This is a genomic window from Pseudomonas sp. S1_E05, assembly GCF_056337105.1.
This window is the reverse complement of record NZ_JBFRHM010000001.1, coordinates 3,977,894-3,995,659: the sequence shown is the minus strand read 5'-3', so window position 1 is coordinate 3,995,659 and position 17,766 is coordinate 3,977,894. Positions and strand designations below refer to the sequence as shown.

At 61.7% G+C, this 17,766-nt stretch carries 16 protein-coding genes and 1 pseudogene; 11 read left to right on the top strand and 6 right to left on the bottom strand.

Annotation, left to right across the window (positions count from 1 at the left end; genetic code table 11):
* The first annotated feature begins 57 nt into the window (after nt 1-57).
* Both AB4N33_RS18520 and mmsB read left to right on the top strand, forming a co-directional pair.
* Entirely contained in the window at nt 58-1,584 is a 1,527-nt protein-coding gene (locus AB4N33_RS18520; protein ID WP_460118350.1) for a CoA-acylating methylmalonate-semialdehyde dehydrogenase, read from the top strand.
* Between the two features lie 10 nt (nt 1,585-1,594).
* On the top strand, nt 1,595-2,482 hold the full coding sequence (gene mmsB / locus AB4N33_RS18515) for a 3-hydroxyisobutyrate dehydrogenase (RefSeq protein ID WP_460140344.1): 888 nt from the start codon (nt 1,595-1,597) through the stop codon (nt 2,480-2,482).
* A 127-nt stretch (nt 2,483-2,609) separates the two neighbouring features.
* Here mmsB and AB4N33_RS18510 read toward each other — a convergent pair whose 3' ends face one another.
* From AB4N33_RS18510 to AB4N33_RS18500, 3 genes are all read right to left on the bottom strand, one after another.
* Nucleotides 2,610-2,960 (bottom strand): cupin domain-containing protein, encoded by a 351-nt coding sequence (locus AB4N33_RS18510; protein ID WP_077048014.1) that lies wholly within the window; start codon nt 2,958-2,960, stop codon nt 2,610-2,612.
* Nucleotides 2,961-3,264: 304 nt separating this feature from the next.
* Nucleotides 3,265-4,650, bottom strand: a complete 1,386-nt coding sequence (locus tag AB4N33_RS18505; protein ID WP_476457951.1) for an amino acid permease — start codon at nt 4,648-4,650, stop codon at nt 3,265-3,267.
* 50 nt (nt 4,651-4,700) lie between these two features.
* A complete protein-coding gene (locus tag AB4N33_RS18500; protein ID WP_460118342.1) occupies nt 4,701-5,627 on the bottom strand; it encodes a LysR family transcriptional regulator in 927 nt (308 codons plus the stop codon).
* A 209-nt stretch (nt 5,628-5,836) separates the two neighbouring features.
* On the opposite strand from AB4N33_RS18500, the gene AB4N33_RS18495 reads away from it, so the two are divergent.
* Nucleotides 5,837-6,601: a sulfite exporter TauE/SafE family protein gene (locus AB4N33_RS18495; RefSeq protein WP_460118340.1), complete on the top strand. Its 765-nt coding sequence runs from the start codon at nt 5,837-5,839 to the stop codon at nt 6,599-6,601.
* Here AB4N33_RS18495 and AB4N33_RS18490 read toward each other — a convergent pair.
* Nucleotides 6,591-6,905, bottom strand: a complete 315-nt coding sequence (locus AB4N33_RS18490; protein WP_460140342.1) for a putative quinol monooxygenase — start codon at nt 6,903-6,905, stop codon at nt 6,591-6,593. The genes AB4N33_RS18495 and AB4N33_RS18490 overlap by 11 nt on opposite strands.
* Nucleotides 6,906-7,067: 162 nt before the next feature.
* Between AB4N33_RS18490 and mdaB the strand changes: the two genes are divergently transcribed.
* The 8 genes from mdaB (at nt 7,068) to AB4N33_RS18450 (ending at nt 15,777) form a co-directional block, all read left to right on the top strand.
* Complete coding sequence (gene mdaB, locus AB4N33_RS18485) at nt 7,068-7,658, top strand: NADPH:quinone oxidoreductase MdaB (RefSeq protein ID WP_460118336.1); 591 nt, start codon at nt 7,068-7,070, stop codon at nt 7,656-7,658.
* Nucleotides 7,659-7,715: 57 nt separating this feature from the next.
* Nucleotides 7,716-8,633, top strand: a complete 918-nt coding sequence (locus tag AB4N33_RS18480; RefSeq protein WP_476457950.1) for a LysR family transcriptional regulator — start codon at nt 7,716-7,718, stop codon at nt 8,631-8,633.
* A gap of 96 nt (nt 8,634-8,729) precedes the next feature.
* Nucleotides 8,730-9,623 (top strand): NAD-dependent epimerase/dehydratase family protein, encoded by an 894-nt coding sequence (locus AB4N33_RS18475; RefSeq protein WP_476457949.1) that lies wholly within the window; start codon nt 8,730-8,732, stop codon nt 9,621-9,623.
* Between the two features lie 211 nt (nt 9,624-9,834).
* Nucleotides 9,835-11,280, top strand: coding sequence for a SulP family inorganic anion transporter (locus tag AB4N33_RS18470; protein WP_476457948.1), 1,446 nt, complete (start codon nt 9,835-9,837; stop codon nt 11,278-11,280).
* Nucleotides 11,281-11,603: 323 nt separating this feature from the next.
* Nucleotides 11,604-12,953 carry a GntT/GntP/DsdX family permease gene (locus tag AB4N33_RS18465; RefSeq protein WP_476457947.1) on the top strand — a complete coding sequence of 450 codons (1,350 nt, stop codon included), beginning with the start codon at nt 11,604-11,606 and terminating at the stop codon, nt 12,951-12,953.
* A gap of 15 nt (nt 12,954-12,968) precedes the next feature.
* Nucleotides 12,969-13,829, top strand: a complete 861-nt coding sequence (locus AB4N33_RS18460; protein ID WP_476457946.1) for a MurR/RpiR family transcriptional regulator — start codon at nt 12,969-12,971, stop codon at nt 13,827-13,829.
* A gap of 1 nt (nt 13,830) precedes the next feature.
* Nucleotides 13,831-15,288, top strand: coding sequence for a D-aminoacylase (locus AB4N33_RS18455; RefSeq protein WP_476457945.1), 1,458 nt, complete (start codon nt 13,831-13,833; stop codon nt 15,286-15,288).
* A gap of 120 nt (nt 15,289-15,408) precedes the next feature.
* Nucleotides 15,409-15,777 (top strand): glyoxalase superfamily protein, encoded by a 369-nt coding sequence (locus AB4N33_RS18450; RefSeq protein ID WP_460118323.1) that lies wholly within the window; start codon nt 15,409-15,411, stop codon nt 15,775-15,777.
* A 35-nt stretch (nt 15,778-15,812) separates the two neighbouring features.
* Here the strand turns inward: AB4N33_RS18450 and AB4N33_RS18445 are convergent, their stop codons facing one another.
* On the bottom strand, nt 15,813-16,676 hold the full coding sequence (locus AB4N33_RS18445; RefSeq protein WP_460126827.1) for a methyl-accepting chemotaxis protein: 864 nt from the start codon (nt 16,674-16,676) through the stop codon (nt 15,813-15,815).
* Nucleotides 16,671-17,597: pseudogene (locus AB4N33_RS18440) on the bottom strand (methyl-accepting chemotaxis protein); the annotation flags it as partial. The gene AB4N33_RS18445 and the pseudogene AB4N33_RS18440, both read right to left, overlap by 6 nt.
* Nucleotides 17,598-17,766: the final 169 nt, after the last annotated feature.

Below are 17,766 nucleotides of genomic sequence, written 5' to 3'. Positions count from 1 at the left end.
GGCGACCTTCTCGCCTTGGCTCGCTCTCTCGACAAAAACAAGATCCCGGAGACCAGCATGAACGTATCGCTCACGCCCAACGAAACCACGGTGCACAAGGTCAAGCTGTTGATCGACGGCCAGTGGGTCGAGTCGCAGTCCACCGAGTGGCACGACATCGTCAACCCGGCCACCCAGCAAGTGCTGGCCAAGGTGCCATTTGCCACGGCGCAGGAAGTGGACGCTGCCATCAGTGCCGCCCATCGGGCCTTCCAGACCTGGAAGCTGACGCCAATCGGTGCGCGCATGCGCATCATGCTCAAGCTCCAGGCGCTGATCCGCGAGCACTCCAAGCGCATTGCCGTGGTGCTCAGCAACGAACAGGGCAAGACCATTGCCGACGCTGAAGGCGATATTTTCCGGGGCCTGGAAGTGGTGGAGCACGCCTGCTCGATCGGCACGCTGCAAATGGGCGAGTTCGCCGAAAACGTCGCCGGTGGCGTCGACACCTACACCCTGCGCCAGCCTATCGGCGTTTGCGCCGGTATCACCCCGTTCAACTTCCCGGCGATGATCCCGCTGTGGATGTTCCCGATGGCCATCGCCTGCGGCAACACCTTCGTGCTCAAACCGTCGGAACAGGACCCGCTGTCGACGATGCTGCTGGTGGAACTGGCCATCGAGGCCGGCGTCCCGGCCGGCGTGCTCAACGTGGTGCACGGTGGCAAGGATGTGGTCGATGCGCTGTGCACCCACAAGGACATCAAGGCTGTTTCCTTCGTCGGTTCGACCGCCGTCGGCACCCACGTGTACGACCTGGCGGGCAAACACGGCAAGCGCGTACAGTCGATGATGGGCGCAAAGAACCACGCCGTGGTGCTCCCGGATGCCAACCGCGAGCAAGCGTTGAACGCGCTGGTGGGGGCCGGTTTCGGTGCCGCCGGGCAACGTTGCATGGCCACCTCGGTGGTGGTGCTGGTCGGTGCGTCGAAGCAGTGGCTACCTGACCTCAAGGCATTGGCGCAGAAACTCAAGGTCAACGCGGGCAGCGAGCCGGGCACCGACGTCGGCCCGGTGATTTCGAAAAAGGCCAAGGCGCGCATTCTTGACCTGATCGAAAGCGGCATCAAGGAAGGGGCCAAGCTGGAGCTGGACGGTCGCGACATCACCGTGCCGGGTTTCGAGCAGGGCAACTTCGTCGGCCCGACCCTGTTCTCCGGTGTCACCACCGACATGCAGATCTACACCCAGGAAATCTTCGGCCCCGTGCTGGTGGTACTGGAAGTTGACACCCTCGACCAGGCCATCGCCCTGGTGAACGCCAACCCGTTCGGCAATGGCACGGGTCTGTTCACCCAGAGCGGTGCGGCAGCGCGCAAGTTCCAGAGTGAAATCGATGTGGGCCAGGTGGGCATCAACATCCCTATCCCGGTGCCGGTGCCGTTCTTCAGCTTCACGGGTTCCCGGGGTTCCAAGCTTGGCGACCTCGGCCCGTATGGCAAGCAGGTGGTGCAGTTCTACACTCAGACCAAGACGGTGACGGCGCGCTGGTTCGATGACAACAGCGTCAACGACGGCGTGAACACCACCATCAACCTGCGTTAAGGAGCCGGACATGAAAATTGCCTTTATCGGCCTGGGTAACATGGGCGCGCCGATGGCACGCAACCTCATCAAGGCCGGTCATTCGCTGCGACTGGTGGACCTGAACACAACCGTGTTGGCTGAGCTTGAACAACTGGGCGGCAGCATCAGCGGGTCGGCCCGCGAGGCCGCCCAGGGTGCAGAGCTGGTCATCACTATGCTGCCCGCCGCTGTGCATGTGCGCAGCGTGTGGCTGGGCGAAGACGGTGTGCTGGCCGGTATTGGCCAAGGCGTGCCAGCGGTGGATTGCAGCACCATCGATCCGCAGACAGCCCGCGATGTGGCCGCAGCGGCGGCCAGGCAGGGCGTGGCCATGGCCGATGCCCCGGTCTCCGGTGGCACCGGCGGTGCAGCGGCCGGGACGCTGACGTTCATGGTCGGCGCAACGGCAGAACTCTTTGCCACCCTGCAACCGGTGCTGGCGCAGATGGGCCGAAACATCGTGCATTGCGGTGAAGTCGGTACAGGGCAGATCGCCAAGATCTGCAACAACCTGTTGCTGGGGATCTCCATGGTCGGCGTCAGTGAAGCCATGGCGCTGGGGGATGCGCTGGGAATCGACACGGGCGTGCTGGCTGGCATCATCAACAGCTCCACCGGACGTTGCTGGAGTTCGGAAATGTACAACCCGTGGCCGGGCATCGTCGAAACGGCGCCGGCGTCGCGCGGTTATACCGGTGGTTTTGGTGCAGAGTTGATGCTCAAGGATCTTGGGTTGGCCACGGAAGCGGCGCGTCAGGCGCACCAACCGGTGGTGCTCGGCGCTGTGGCTCAGCAGTTGTATCAGGCGATGAGCCTGCGTGGGGAAGGGGGCAAGGACTTCTCGGCGATCATCAATAGTTATCGTAAGCCGCAATGAACATCTGGGGTGGGGGATAACCCCACTCTGTAGGAGCGAGCTTGCTCGCGATAGCGGTGGGTCAGTCACAATCAGGGTGGATGTGACGGCCGCATCGCGAGCAAGCTCGCTCCTACAGTTTTTTGTGTCAGGCAAACACGAAATACTTGCGCACGGTTTCCACCACTTCCCAAGTGCCTTTCATCCCCGGCTCGATAACAAAAATATCACCCGCGCGCAGATGGATCGGTTCCTTGCCTTCCGGCGTAATGATGCAGTAACCCTCGCGGAAATCGCAGTATTCCCACTTCACGTATTCCACATACCACTTGCCCGGAGTGCAGATCCAGGTGCCCATGATCTTGCTGCCGTCTTCGCTGGTGTAGGCGTTGAGGTTGACCGTGTGCGGGTCGCCTTCGAGTTTTTCCCATTTGCAGGCGTCCAGCACGGGCAGTGGGTGAGTGTCGCGAAGAACGGTGATCGGTGCATTTGCGGTCATGATGACTCCAGGCAAGTGAGGAGAGCTGAAAACGCATCCTGCCGGGAGTGACCAGGGTCGAGTTGTCTGTGCTCGACATCCGAATGCCCAGAAGCGCGCGCGTGCGCATGATCCCTGTGTCAGCGCGTTCCGACAGGCAATACGATCAATGTAGGAGCGAGCTTGCTCGCGATGGAGGCCCAGGCACCGTGGGGTGTCAGGTGCCCAGCGTCATCGTTGACGACCATCGCGAGTAAACTCGCTCCTACAGGGCGCATAAAAAAGCCCCGGTATTCATTGAATGCCGGGGCCATTTTTTGCGCGGTTAGTTGCTGCGCGACACGCGTATCCGGTAGCAGGCGTAGATCAGCGCCACCCACACCGGCATGGCATACACCGAGGCCCGTACCGGCGGGATCATCCAGATGACGCAGATGATCACGGCCATGAAGGCCAGGCACAGGTAATTGGTGTAGGGCGACCAGAACGCCTTGAAGCCAGGCACCACACCCCGCTGGACCATGGCTTTGCGGAATTTCAGGTGTGTGAGGCTGATCAGCGCCCAGTTGATCATCAACGAGGCAACCACCAGAGCGAACAGCAATTCCAGCGCCTCATGGGGTGCCACGTAGTTGACCACCACGGCCAGCAGGGTAATCAGCGCCGACACGCCCAGCGCCAGCAGCGGCACGCCTTGCTTGTTCAGCTTCATCAGCACCTTGGGTGCATCGCCCTGTTCCGCCAGGCCGTAAAGCATGCGGCTGTTGCAGTACACGCCACTGTTGTAGACCGACAGCGCGGCGGTGAGCACCACGAAGTTGAGGATCTGTGCGGCGGTGTCGCTGCCGATCAGGGCAAAGATCTGCACGAACGGACTGCCGCTGTAGGCATCGCCCGAGGCGCCCAGGGTTTCCAGCAATTGGTCCCACGGGTAGAGCGACAGCAGCACGGTGAGTGCGCCGACGTAGAAGATCAGCACCCGGTACACCACCTGATTGATCGCCTTGGGAATGACCTTCCTCGGCTCGCTGGCTTCCGCTGCGGTGATGCCGACCAGTTCCAGGCCACCGAACGAGAACATGATGAACGCCATCGCCATCAGCAGGCCAGTGGTGCCGTTGGGGAAGAAACCGCCGTGGCTCCACAGGTTGCTCACCGATGCCTGCGGGCCGCCGGTGCCGCTGAATAGCATGTAGCAGCCCAGGACGATCATGCCGATGATGGCCACGACCTTGATGATCGCGAACCAGAACTCCATCTCGCCAAAGACTTTGACGTTCAGGCAGTTGATCAGGTTGACCAGCACGAAGAATACCGCCGCGCTGACCCAGGTCGGCACCTCCGGCCACCAGAACTGCACGTATTTACCGACAGCCGTCAGTTCGGCCATGCCCACCAGAACGTACAACACCCAGTAGTTCCAGCCAGACAGGAAACCCGCGAAGCCGCCCCAGTAATTGTGCGCGAAATGGCTGAATGAGCCGGCCACCGGTTCTTCGACGATCATTTCGCCCAGTTGGCGCATGATCAGGAACGCAATGAAACCGGCAATCGCGTAACCGAGGATCATCGACGGGCCGGCGGACTTCAGAACGCCGGCGGAGCCCAAAAACAGCCCCGTGCCGATCGCACCACCCAGTGCGATCAATTGAATGTGTCGATTCTTCAGCCCTCGCTTGAGCGTCGCCTGCTGCAAAATTTCATCCGCCATCGCGTTCCCTTCTGATTGTTGTGGCCAGGCCTGATTTGAAAGCGCAGATCTTACGCTTCGTCGCCTGTTTGTAATACTGACCCGGGTTCAAGGTTTGCGCTGCGCAACGTCTCGAGCAAGGCCTTGGCATAACCCGGCAGACCCTCGAAAGAGCGGGCGCAGAGCAATAGTTTGCGTTGTGCCCAGTCTTCCTTGAGGACAAAGCGCTTGAAGGGCAGATCGTTGCCACGACGCTGAATAGCGACCTGAGGCACGATCGCCAGTCCGGCGCCGCGGGCGACCATACGCATCAGGGCATCGAACCCTTCTGCGCGAATGCGGATCGCCAGCCGCGCCCCGGCGTGCAACGCCTGTTCCTCCAGGTACACCGCCAACGCGCTGCTGGCGCTCAGACCGACGAAATCGTAATGCAGGGAGTCGCCGAACGTTGGGCTCTCTTCGTGCGCCAGCGGGTGGTCGGGCGGTACGATAAGCACCAGCGGATCATCGCGAAACGCCAAAGTGTCCAGACCATGGATGTCGACGGCGTCCGAGACGATGCCCAAGTCCGCTGCCCCCTGGCGCAAGGCGTGGACGATGCGCAGGCTGGGCATTTCCTGCAGCTCGATGTCGAGGTTGGGGTGGTGGCAAAGGAAGTCCGCCAGCACTTCCGGCAGGTGTTCGGTGATCGCCGTGGTGTTGCACAACAGGCGCACCTGACCTTTGACACCCTTGGCGTATTCGGCCAGGTCCTGCTGCATGCGTTCGGCGTGTTGCAGCAGCAACCGGGCGTGGTGCGCCAGGGCTTTTCCCGCCGGTGTGGGGGTGACGCCCCGCCGACCGCGCTCGAGAAAGTCGATGCCCAGCGAAGACTCCATGGCGCGGATTCGCGCACTGGCAGCCGCCAGCGACAAATGACTGCGCACGGCGCCGGCCGTGATGTTGCCGCTGTCGAGGATATTCAGGTAGAGGCGCAGGTCGGTGAGGTCGAAGTGCATGGGGTGGCCCGGGGTTGTGTGGTGTTTGGGCGGGCCTCATCGCGGGCAAGCCCGCTCCTACAGAGCTCGCCGCCGGCCCCTGTAGGAGCGAGCTTGCTCGCGATGAGGCCATCAGCACCGCTGAAGTTCCAGAGCCTCTACCAAATCAAGAGGCACCCTCAGTATATGGCAGATTTCCACCCGGCCAATCCAGGCTCAGGATAGGCCCCATGAACACACTCCTCGCGTACTACCAAAACCTGGGCCTGGCCCTTTCCCTTATGATCATCGCCACCTTCCTGCTGGCCGGCATGATCAAGGGCGTGATCGGCCTCGGCCTGCCCACCATCGCCATGGGTCTGCTCGGTCTGGCTATGGCGCCGTCGCAGGCTGCGGCGCTGCTGATCATCCCGGCGACGCTGACCAACGTCTGGCAACTGGCGTTCGGCGGGCATCTGCTCGGGCTGGTCAAGCGGTTGTGGCCGATGCTACTGGCGATTTTCATCGGCACGGGGGTTGGCACCTTGTGGATCGGCATGGTCGGCGGGCATTGGGTGGTGCGGGGGCTCGGCGCTGCATTGTTGCTCTACGCGTTGAGCGGTCTGTTCCTGCCCACCCTGCGCGTTGGCAGCGCAACCGAGCGCTGGCTGGGTCCCCTGTGTGGCGTGGTGACCGGGGTGATCACCTCAGCCACTGGCGTCTTCGTGATCCCGGCGGTGCCTTACCTGCAAGCGCTGGGCTTGAGCAAGGACGAACTGGTGCAGGCACTGGGCTTGTCGTTCACCGTGTCGACCCTCGCCCTGGCTGCCGGGTTGTTGTGGCGCGAGGCGTTGGGCGGGGGCGAACTGAGCGCGTCATTGCTGGCACTGATCCCGGCGGTGCTGGGCATGCTGCTCGGCCAATGGCTGCGCCAGCGGATCAGTGCACCGGTGTTCAAGCGCGTATTTTTCATCGGCTTGGGTGTGCTCGGCGGGCACTTGCTGATCAGCGGATAGCGGACGACGGGCTGAGCATATCAATGGCGCGGATATCGAAGTCCCGTTCCAGATATTGCTCGCGCTGCGCCAGAAACTCCTTCATGTGCGGCAAGTTCGAGTGCACATCGAGGTGCGCCTGGGACTGCCAGATCTCAAAGAAGATAAACAGTGTCGGGTCCTGTTTGTCGCGCAGCATGTGGTATTCGATGCAGCCGGGCTCGGCGCGACTGGCCTCCACATGGCGAAGGAAGAAAGCTTCGAAAGCGTCGGATTTTTCCGGGCGGGTCTTGGCATGCAGGATGAAACCTTGCAACTCACTCATTAACAATCTCCTCAAGGTCAGAATTGGCCCCAGTGTATTGCAACAATCTGTCGTTGATTCGTGCGTATAGGTCAAATCAGTTTTGTGAGTTCAAGGCTTATTACGCGCGATCCGGATCGTTAATCTGCCGCCATTCCATTTCAGACCCTTTCGAGATCACTCATGAAAAAAGTCCTGTTGCTCAATGGCGGTAAAAAATTCGCTCATTCCGATGGTCGCTACAACACCACCCTGCACGAAGCAGCGCTGGCCGTGCTGGACCGCGGTGGCCTCGACGTGAAAACCACCTTCATCGATGAGGGTTACGACATTGCCGAAGAAGTGGCCAAGTTCCTCTGGGCCGATGTGATCATCTATCAGATGCCGGGCTGGTGGATGGGCGCGCCGTGGACCGTGAAAAAGTACATCGACGAAGTGTTCACCGAAGGTCACGGCAGTCTCTACGCCAGTGATGGTCGCACCCGCTCCGACGCTTCGCAGAAGTACGGCAGCGGTGGCCTGGTGCACGGCAAGCAATACCTGTTGTCGCTGACCTGGAACGCACCGCAGCAAGCCTTCGACGACCCGACCGACTTTTTTGAAGGCAAGGGTGTGGACGCCGTGTACTTCCCGTTCCACAAAGCCAACCAGTTCCTCGGCATGACCGCCTTGCCGACCTTTCTCGCCGTTGACGTGATGAAACGCCCGAACATCGAAGGCGATATCGCACGCTACGAGCAGCATTTGACCGAGGTGTTCGGTCTCAAGGCCTGAGGTTCCTTTTGCCCCTCATCCAGCTACTATCAAGCCAGTCTTGAATGAGGGGCCTTTGTGAAAGCCAGATCCGATGAGTTGCAGATATTCGTCTGCGTGATTGAGTGCGGGTCGATTTCAGCGGCCGCCGAGCAGGTCGGGCAGACGCCCTCGGCGGTCAGCCGCACGTTGTCGCGGTTGGAGGCCAAGCTCGATACGACCTTGATCAACCGCACCACGCGGCGCATGGACCTGACCGAGGAAGGCAAATATTTCTTCGAACACGCCAAGCTGATTCTCGATCAGATGGATGAGCTGGAAGAGCGCCTGTCCTCACGCCAGCAGACCCCGTCCGGGCGTTTGCGCATCAACGCAGCATCGCCCTTCATGCTGCACGCCATCGTGCCGTACATCGACGAGTTCCGCAGGCTCTACCCGGACATCCAGCTGGAACTCAACAGCAACGACCTGATCATCGATCTGCTGGAGCAGAGCACCGACATCGCCATCCGCATCGGCACGCTGTCCGATTCGACCCTGCACGCCCGCTCACTGGGGTGCAGCCCATTGCACATCGTCGCCAGCCCGGCTTACCTCGAACGACATGGCACACCGAGGGTGGTCGAGGACCTGAGCAGGCATGCGCTGCTCGGGTTTACCCACAACGAAGGCCTCAACCAATGGCCGTTGCGGTATGTGCATGGCGATCGCTGGCCGATCCAGGCTTCCATCAGCGCGTCCAGTGGCGAGACCATCCGGCACCTGGCGCTCCAAGGGCAGGGCATTGCCAGCCTGTCGCATTACATGACCATCGAGGACATTCGCGCCGGACGTTTGAAGGTGGTGCTGGCGGATTTCAACAGTGGTTATCGCCAGCCGATCAACGCGGTGTACTACCGCAACTCGCAATTGGCCCTGCGGATTCAATGCTTCCTGGACTTCATCCAGGGCAAGTTGGCGTTGTATGCCAGTTCGGACTTCAACGCTGATTCTTGACCCCTGCGCAAGATTGAATTGGGTCGGTGGGTATTTTTCGTCAGTAACGACGCCTTGATACTGATCGCATCACTGACCCAAGCAGGGAGATTCCCCATGAACGTATTCGTCACCGGCGCTGCCGGTTTTATCGGCGGCTCCATCGCCACCGGCCTGGTTCGTGCCGGCCACACTGTCGCTGGCCTGGTGCGCAACAGCGAACAGGCCAATGAGTTGAGCGCGCTGGGCATCACCCCGGTGATCGGCACCCTGGATGACAGCGCCCTTCTGGCGCAACAGGCCCGCGCGGCCGACGCGGTGATCAACGCGGCCAGCAGCGATCATCGCGGGGCGGTAGAGGCTTTGCTGGATGCGATGCGCGGTTCGCAAAAGGTGTTCCTGCACACCAGTGGTTCGAGCATTGTCGGCGATGCGTCGGGTGGCGAGGCCAGTGACGCGATCTACTTTGAAGACACCTTGCCGGAACCGACTGTCGACAAGGCCGCACGCGTGGCCATCGATAACCTGATCCTCGCGGCGGCGAAGGACGGCGTGAATTCGGCAGTGATCTGCAACACCCTGATCTACGGCCACAGCCTGGGCGTCAATCGTGACAGCGTGCAACTGCCTCGGCTGCTGAAACAGGCACGCAAAAGCGGGGTGGTGCGTCATGTCGGCACGGGTCGCAACATCTGGTCCAACGTGCACATTGAAGACGTGGTGGCGCTCTACCTGCTGGCGTTGACCAGGAATGTGCCGGGCACGTTCTATTTCGTTGAAAGCGGTGAAGCGTCGTTCATCGACATGACCACCGCCATGGCCGAGGCGTTGAACCTGGGGCAACCGCAGGACTGGCCGTTGAAAGACGCCGAAGCCGAGTGGGGTTATGAAATGGCCAACTATGGCCTGGGTTCCAACAGCCGGGTGCGCGGCAAGAAGGCGCGGGAGTTGCTGGGCTGGGCGCCAAAGCGGACGTCGGTGGTGGAGTGGATTCGCGACGAGATGGTCTGAGTTCGCCTTAGACCGCGTTATCGTTCTTCGTCGGAACGCCGCCCGGAGCAAGCCCGCTCCCACGGGACCGAGTTCGTCTGAACAACGCGGTCAACTGTGGGAGCGGGCTTGCTCGCGAAGGCATTCTTGAAGGCACCAAAGCTGGCCGGGCCAGGCGCAAATCCGTAACATCCGCACATTATTTTCGCGACACCTTGCCTGCGGTCCCCCCATGAAACCAAAAAACCTACGCGCCGAAGTCCTGGCTGGGCTCACCACGTCTTTTGCCTTGCTGCCCGAATGCATCGCCTTTGCGCTGGTCGCTCATCTCAACCCGCTGATGGGCCTGTATGGCGCCTTCATTATCTGCACCCTGACCGCGCTGTTCGGCGGCCGGCCGGGGATGGTTTCCGGGGCAGCCGGGTCGATGGCGGTGGTGATCGTTGCGCTGGTGGTGCAACACGGCGTGCAATATTTGTTGGCGACCGTACTGCTCGGTGGCCTGGTGATGCTCGCCTTCGGTGTGTTGAGGCTGGGCAAGCTGGTGCGGATGGTGCCGCACCCGGTGATGCTCGGTTTCGTCAACGGCCTGGCGATCATCATCGCCCTGGCCCAGCTTGAACACTTCAAGAACGGCGAGCACTGGCTCACCGGCACGCCGTTGTACCTGATGGTGGGGCTGGTGGTGCTGACGATGGCGATCGTCTACGTGCTGCCGCGCCTGACCCGCGCCGTGCCGCCGGCATTGGCGGCCATTCTGGGCGTCGGGCTGGCGGTGTACCTGCTGGGCCTGCCGACGCGCACCCTGGGCGACATGGCGCACATCGCCGGCGGCCTTCCGACGCTGGCGCTGCCGGACATCCCGTGGACGCTCGAAACCCTGCGCATCATCGCGCCCTACGCAATCCTGATGGCGTTGGTCGGTCTGCTGGAAACCCTGCTGACCCTGAACCTGACCGACGAAATCACCGAGACCCGTGGTTTTCCGGATCGCGAGTGTGTGGCGCTGGGCGCGGCGAACATGGTCTCCGGTGTATTCGGCGGCATGGGTGGCTGCGCGATGATCGGTCAGACCGTGATCAACCTGAGTTCCGGTGGCCGTGGCCGGGTGTCCGGCGTGGTCGCCGGCGTGCTGATCCTGTTGTTCATCCTGTTCCTGTCGCCGTTCATCGAGCGTATTCCGCTGGCAGCGCTGGTGGGGGTGATGTTCGTGGTGTCGCAACAGACGTTTGCCTGGGCTTCGCTGCGGGTGGTGAACAAGGTGCCGTTGAACGACGTGCTGGTGATCATCGCCGTGACGGTGATCACGGTGTTCACGGACCTCGCCACGGCGGTGCTGTGCGGGATCATCATCGCCGCGCTCAATTTCGCCTGGCAGCAGGCGCGGGAGTTGTACGCCGACAGCCACCTCGAAGCCGACGGCAGCAAGCTGTACCTGATGCATGGCACGCTGTTCTTCGCCTCGACCACACCGTTTCTCAACCAGTTCGACCCCGCCAATGACCCGGCCGTGGTGACCATTGATTGCCGTCACCTGAGCTTCGTCGACTACTCGGCCATTGCCGCGCTGAAAACCCTGCGCGAGCGTTACGCCAAGGCGGGCAAGCACCTGCGGGTGCTGCACCTGTCCGAGCGCTGCAAGAAACTGCTCAAGCGGGCGCGGGTGGCTCACGACTGATTACGCGTAATCCGCTACCCCTGTAGGAGCGAGCATGCTCGCGATGGTGGATCAGACACCGCGGGCATTCAGACAGCCCGCGTCATCGTTGACGACCATCGCGAGCATGCTCGCTCCTACAGAGGGGGCGCGAATCAATCAGCGATCGGTGTCAGGGATGAAAATACGCCCACCGGATTTTCATAAACCCTGATCACGCATATCCCTACGCGACACCCCATACCCCTGCACGAAAATTACTTTCACCTCGTTTGAAAATCACTCATCGAAATGTTTTAAGAGTTTCACAAAACTTTCGACGTGACCCTTTCGAGGAGTACCGCATGACCCCGTCCTTCGGCTATTGGCTGCTGGTGTACGCCGCCGTCGCCATCATCGCGCTGATCGTGTTGATCGCCCGTTATCGACTCAACCCCTTCATTGTCATCACCCTGGTCTCAATCGGCCTCGCACTGGTGGCGGGCATGCCGGCGTCCGGCGTGGTTGGTGCCTATGAGGCCGGTGTCGGCAAGACGTTGGGGCACATTGCCCTGGTGGTGGCGCTGGGGACGATGCTGGGCAAGATGATGGCCGAGTCCGGTGGCGCCGAGCGGGTAGCGCGCACCCTGATTGACCGCTTCGGCGAGCGCAATGCGCACTGGGCGATGGTGTGCATTGCCTTTCTGGTGGGCTTGCCGCTGTTTTTCGAGGTCGGTTTTGTCTTGCTGGTGCCGATCGCTTTTACCGTGGCGCGCCGGGTCGGGGTGTCGATCCTGATGGTCGGCCTGCCGATGGTCGCCGGTCTGTCGGTGGTGCATGCGCTGGTGCCGCCGCACCCGGCAGCGATGCTGGCGGTGCAGGCCTACCAGGCCTCGGTAGGACAGACCTTGATGTATGCGATTGCCATCGGTATTCCCACGGCGATCATTGCCGGTCCCCTTTACGCCAAGCTCATCGTGCCGCACATCCAGTTGCCGGCAGAAAACCCGTTGGAGCGCCAGTTCCTCGACCGCGAGCCGCGCGCTCGCCTGCCCGGTTTTGGCATCACCATGGCCACCATCCTGTTGCCCGTGGTGCTGATGCTGATCGGCGGCTGGGCCAACCTGCTGTCCACGCCGGGCAGCGGCTTCAACCAGTTCCTGTCGTTCATCGGCAACTCGGTGATCGCCCTACTGCTGGCCACGCTGCTGAGCTTTTGGACCCTGGGCATTGCCCAGGGCTTCAGCCGCGAATCGATCCTCAAGTTCACCAGCGAGTGCCTGGCGCCGACGGCCAGCATCACCTTGCTGGTCGGCGCTGGCGGTGGCTTGAACCGGATTCTGGTGGACGCCGGCGTCACCGACCAGATCGTCAGTCTCGCCCATGAATTCCACCTGTCACCGCTGATCATGGGCTGGCTGTTCGCCGCGTTGATGCGCATCGCGACCGGGTCAGCTACCGTGGCCATGACCACCGCGTCGGGCGTGGTCGCGCCCGTGGCCATCGGCCTGGGTTATCCGCACCCGGAATTGCTGGTGCTGGCGACGGGGGCCGGCTCGGTCATCTTTTCCCACGTCAACGACGGCGGCTTCTGGTTGATCAAGGAATACTTCAACATGAGCGTGGCCCAGACCTTCAAGACGTGGACCGTACTGGAGACCATCATTTCAGTGGTCGCCTTCGGTCTGACTGTGGGCCTTTCCTACCTGATTTAACCGGAGCCGCTCGCCATGGACATCCTCTATCAGATCCGCGCCCGTCAGGATTCCTTCAGCGCCGGTGAAGGACGCATCGCTCGCCTGATGCTCGACGACGTAGGATTTGCCTCTGCCGCCAGCCTCGATGAGTTGGCGCAGAGGGCGGACGTCAGTACCGCGACGCTGTCGCGATTTGCCCGCAGCGTGGGTTGCCGTGACTTGCGCGACCTGCGCCTGCAACTCGCCCAGGCCAGCGGCGTAGGCAGTCGTTTCCTCGATCCGGCCAGCCCGCCGGCGCAGTCGGCGTTCTACCGGCAGATCGTCGGCGACATCGAGTCGACCCTCCATCAGCATCTGTCAGCGTTCGACGAATCGCGCTTTGCCGATGCAGTGAAACTGCTGGGCAAGGCGCGGATGATTCACGCCTTCGGCATGGGCGGATGCTCGACGCTGTGCAGCGATGAACTGCAAGTGCGACTGGTGCGTTTCGGCTACCCGGTGGCGGTGTGTCACGACCCGGTGATGATGCGCATCACCGCTGCGGGCCTGGATGAAGGGCACGTGGTGATTGCCTGCTCGCTGACCGGCATCACCCCCGAACTGCTCGAAGCCGTGGAGTTGGCGCGCAGCTATGGCGCGCGCGTCCTGGCGATCACCCGCGCCGACTCGACGTTGGCGCAACTGGCCGACGTGCTGCTGCCGCTGCAAGGGGTGGAAACCTCATTTATCTACAAACCCACGGCGGCGCGCTACGGCATGCTGCTGGCCATCGACGTGCTTGCCACCGAGCTGGCACTGGCCAATCCTGAAGACAATCAAGAACGTCTGCGGCGCATCAAACTCGCCCTGGACGATTACCGCGGCGGCGATGATCACTTGCCGCTGGGAGACTGAGATGCTGTACGACACGCTGATTCGCAACGCACTGGTCATCGACGGCAGCAATGCCCCGGGTTTTAGCGCCGACGTGGCGATTTTCGATGGCCGCATCGAGCGCATCGGCGACCTGCAAGCCGCCCGCGCTCATGAAGAAATCGACGCGGCGGGCCGGGTGTTGGCCCCGGGGTTCATCGACGTGCACACCCATGACGACACGGTGGTGATTCGCCAGCCGCAGATGCTGCCCAAGCTCAGCCAGGGCGTGACCACGGTGATCGTCGGCAACTGCGGCATCAGCGCGTCGCCGGTGAGCCTCAAGGGTGATCCGCCGGACCCGATGAACCTGCTTGGCACGGCCGCCGCGTTCGTTTACCCCACCTTCGCCGATTACCGCGCGGCGGTGGAAGCGGCCAACACCACTTTGAACGTCGCTGCCCTGGTCGGCCACACGGCGTTGCGCAGTAACCACCTGGACGATCTGTTTCGCACCGCCACGTCCGCTGAAATCTGCGCGATGCGCAAGCAGCTCCGTGAAAGCCTCGAAGCCGGCGCCCTCGGTTTATCCACAGGCCTGGCCTACGCCAGCGCATTCTCGGCGTCCACCGAAGAGGTGATGCAACTGACCGAGGAACTGACCGCCTTCGGCGCGGTGTACACCACCCATTTGCGCAGTGAATTCGAGCCGGTGCTGGAGGCCATGGACGAAGCGTTCCAGATCGGTCGCCATGCGCAATCCCCGGTCATCATCTCCCACCTCAAATGTGCCGGCGCCGGTAACTGGGGGCGCAGCCCGCAACTGCTGGCGCGTCTTGAGGAGGCCGCGAAAACCCACGCGGTCGGTTGCGATTGTTATCCCTATGCTGCGAGCTCTTCGACCCTGGACCTCAAGCAGGTCACCGACGCGCATCGCATTACCATCACCTGGTCCACGCCACACCCGGAGCAGGGCGGTCGGGACCTGATGGACATCGCCGCCGACTGGAGTGTCTCGTTGCTGGACGCCGCCCGCCTACTGCAACCGGCGGGCGCGGTGTACTACGGGATGGACGAAGCCGACGTGCGAAAAATCCTCGCTCATCCACTGTCGATGGTGGGCTCCGACGGCTTGCCGGAGGACCCGTTTCCGCATCCGCGCCTATGGGGGGCTTTCCCACGGGTACTCGGCCATTTCAGTCGCGATGTCGGGCTATTTCCCCTCCACACCGCCGTGCACAAAATGACCGGGTTGTCGGCGGCACGATTCGGCTTGAAGGCGCGGGGCGAGATCCGCGAAGGGCACTGGGCCGACCTGGTCTTGTTCGACCCGACCACCATTCGCGATGTCGCCAATTTCACGGATCCCCAACGGGCAGCCGAGGGTATCGACGGCGTGTGGATCAACGGCGTGCTGAGCTACAGCGATGGGCAGGCGAACGGCAAACGCGTAGGGCGGTTCCTCGCGCGCGAGGGGGATCTGCACGACGGATTTCAGTAATGATTTCCGAGACCTGGGTCACGGTAGTGGCACATTGCAATTAAAGAATACCGGCAGGAAGCCGAAGTGCTGAGACTGGCCAAACTACAATCAAGCCCTTACCAGTCTGGGAGCAACGAAATGAGCTTCGGCAAAACCACCCCGATCCTGCGGATTTTCGATGAAAACAAGGCAGTGGAGTTTTACGTCGATTTTCTGGGTTTCAAGATCGACTGGCAGCATCGTTTCGAGCCGAATTTCCCGCTGTACCTGCAAGTCTCCCGGGGTGAATGCGTGTTGCACTTGTCAGAGCATCATGGCGACAGCACACCCGGTGCTGCCCTGCGCATCGAGACCGATGAGCTGGAAGCGTTTCAGCAGCAGTTGTTGGCCAAGGACTACAAGTTCTCGCATCCACAGATCCAGGCCATGCCCTGGGGTAGCCAGGACATGACGATCCTCGATCCGTTTGGTAATCGGTTGGTGTTTACCAATGCGATTGCGGTGTGAGTATTAGATAGCTTGCTCGCGAAGAGGCCGAAACGTCAGACGCGGAAGTGGCTGACCATTTCCTGCAACTGACCACCCAGGCGCGCCAGTTCGACGCTGGACTTGGCGGTTTCATCGCTGGCCGCGGCGGTCTGTTCGGACACGTCGCGCACGTTGATGATGCTGCGGCTGATCTCTTCGGCCACCGCGCTTTGCTGTTCGGCAGCGGCGGCGATCTGCTGGTTCATCGACTGGATGTTCGACACCGTGCGGGTGATGTTGTCCAGGGATTCGCCGGCCTTGCGGGTCAGGGCCACGCTGCTGTCGGTGAGACTGCGGCTGTTGTTCATCACCGCCGACACCTGTTGGGTGCCGTTTTGCAGGGCTGCCACCAGGCCTTCGATTTCCTCGGTGGATTTTTGCGTACGCTGCGCCAGGCCACGGACCTCGTCGGCGACCACGGCAAAACCGCGACCGGCTTCACCGGCGCGCGCAGCCTCGATGGCGGCGTTGAGTGCCAGCAAGTTGGTTTGTTCCGCGACGGCCTTGATCACGTCCATGACGCTGCCAATCTTGTCGCTTTCCTGTTGCAGCACACCCATGGCTTCGGTGGAACGCACCACTTCGGTGGCCAGGCGTTCGATTTGGGCAATCGCTTCGTTGACCACTTTATCGCCTTCGCGAGCTTCGCCGTCAGCGGCGGCTGCCGCTTGCGAGGCTTCTTCGGCGTTGCGTGCCACTTCCTGAACGGTGGCGGTCATCTCGTGCATCGCGGTGGCCACTTGATCGGTCTCGATCTTCTGGCTGTTCACACCGGCGCTGGTCTGGCTGGTCACGGCCGACAATTCTTCTGCTGCACTGGCGATCTGGGTCACGCCATCGCGGATGCCGCTGATCAGGTTGCGCAGGGTCACACCCATGCGGGCGATGCCCTGCTGCAATACGCCGAGTTCATCACGGCGAGTGACCTTGACGTCGTGGGACAGGTCGCCACCCGCGATGCGCTCCACCACGGCCAGCGTTTCACGCAGTGGACCGGTGATCTGGCGGGTAATGAGGACGGCGGCGATGATGCCGACCACCAAGGCCAGCAAGGTGCTGATCAGTTGCAGGGTACGGGCCTGCGCACTTTCGGCGTCGCGGCGATCAAGCTGGATTTGGTACAGCTGCTCGCTGAGACTGACGATCGTATTGCCCTGATCGGTCATCTCCTTGCGGGCCTGCACCACGTCGTTGTTGGTCGCCTTGTATGCGCGCACGGCGGTGCGGTAGTCGGTCAGCGCTTTTTCAAGTTGACGCAGGGCGTCTTGCTGAGTGACGGCAAAATGTACATTGAGCTGTTCCAGGCTGGCGACGGCGGCGTCCAATTGGTTGGCAGCCTTGAGCTCGGTGTCGGCGTTGACGGCGGCGGTGTAGCCTCGCACTTCGTAGCGCGCCAGGATGAACGCTTCCTTGGCCGCGGTAATGGCCTGGAATTGCTCGAAACGCTGATCGCTCAACGGCATCTGCTGAACTTCGGTGCTGATGGCATTGATCAGGGTGTTCGCGGTCTGCGCGTTGGCGGTCATCACATCGCGCGCCGTATTGCCGGCGCGGTAGGCACCTCGCATTTTTTCCAGGGAAATCCGGTATGCAGCGATCAGCGCAGCTTGCTCGTTAAGCAGCTTGAGGTTTTCCGGGCTCTTGAATTTATCCAGCACCGCCTTCTGTTGAGCGGCGAAGGCATCGAGGTTCACCTGCACGTTCTGCGCGGTGGTCTCGTCACCGTTGGCCAGCATGTATTGCAGACGGGCCACGCGCAGCTTGGTCAGGCCCGCGTTGAGCTGGGTGATGTCGCTCATCCAGTTGCTGCGGTCGATCAGGCCACCCAGGCTTGTCCAGCCAGTGAGGGCGAGTACGCCGGTGAGCACCAGGACCAGGCCGAAACCCAGGCCCAGCTTCATGTTCATGCTGATGTTACCGAACCAGCTATTCATCAAATTCCTCCAGGAACGTTGCGCTGCGGTCGTC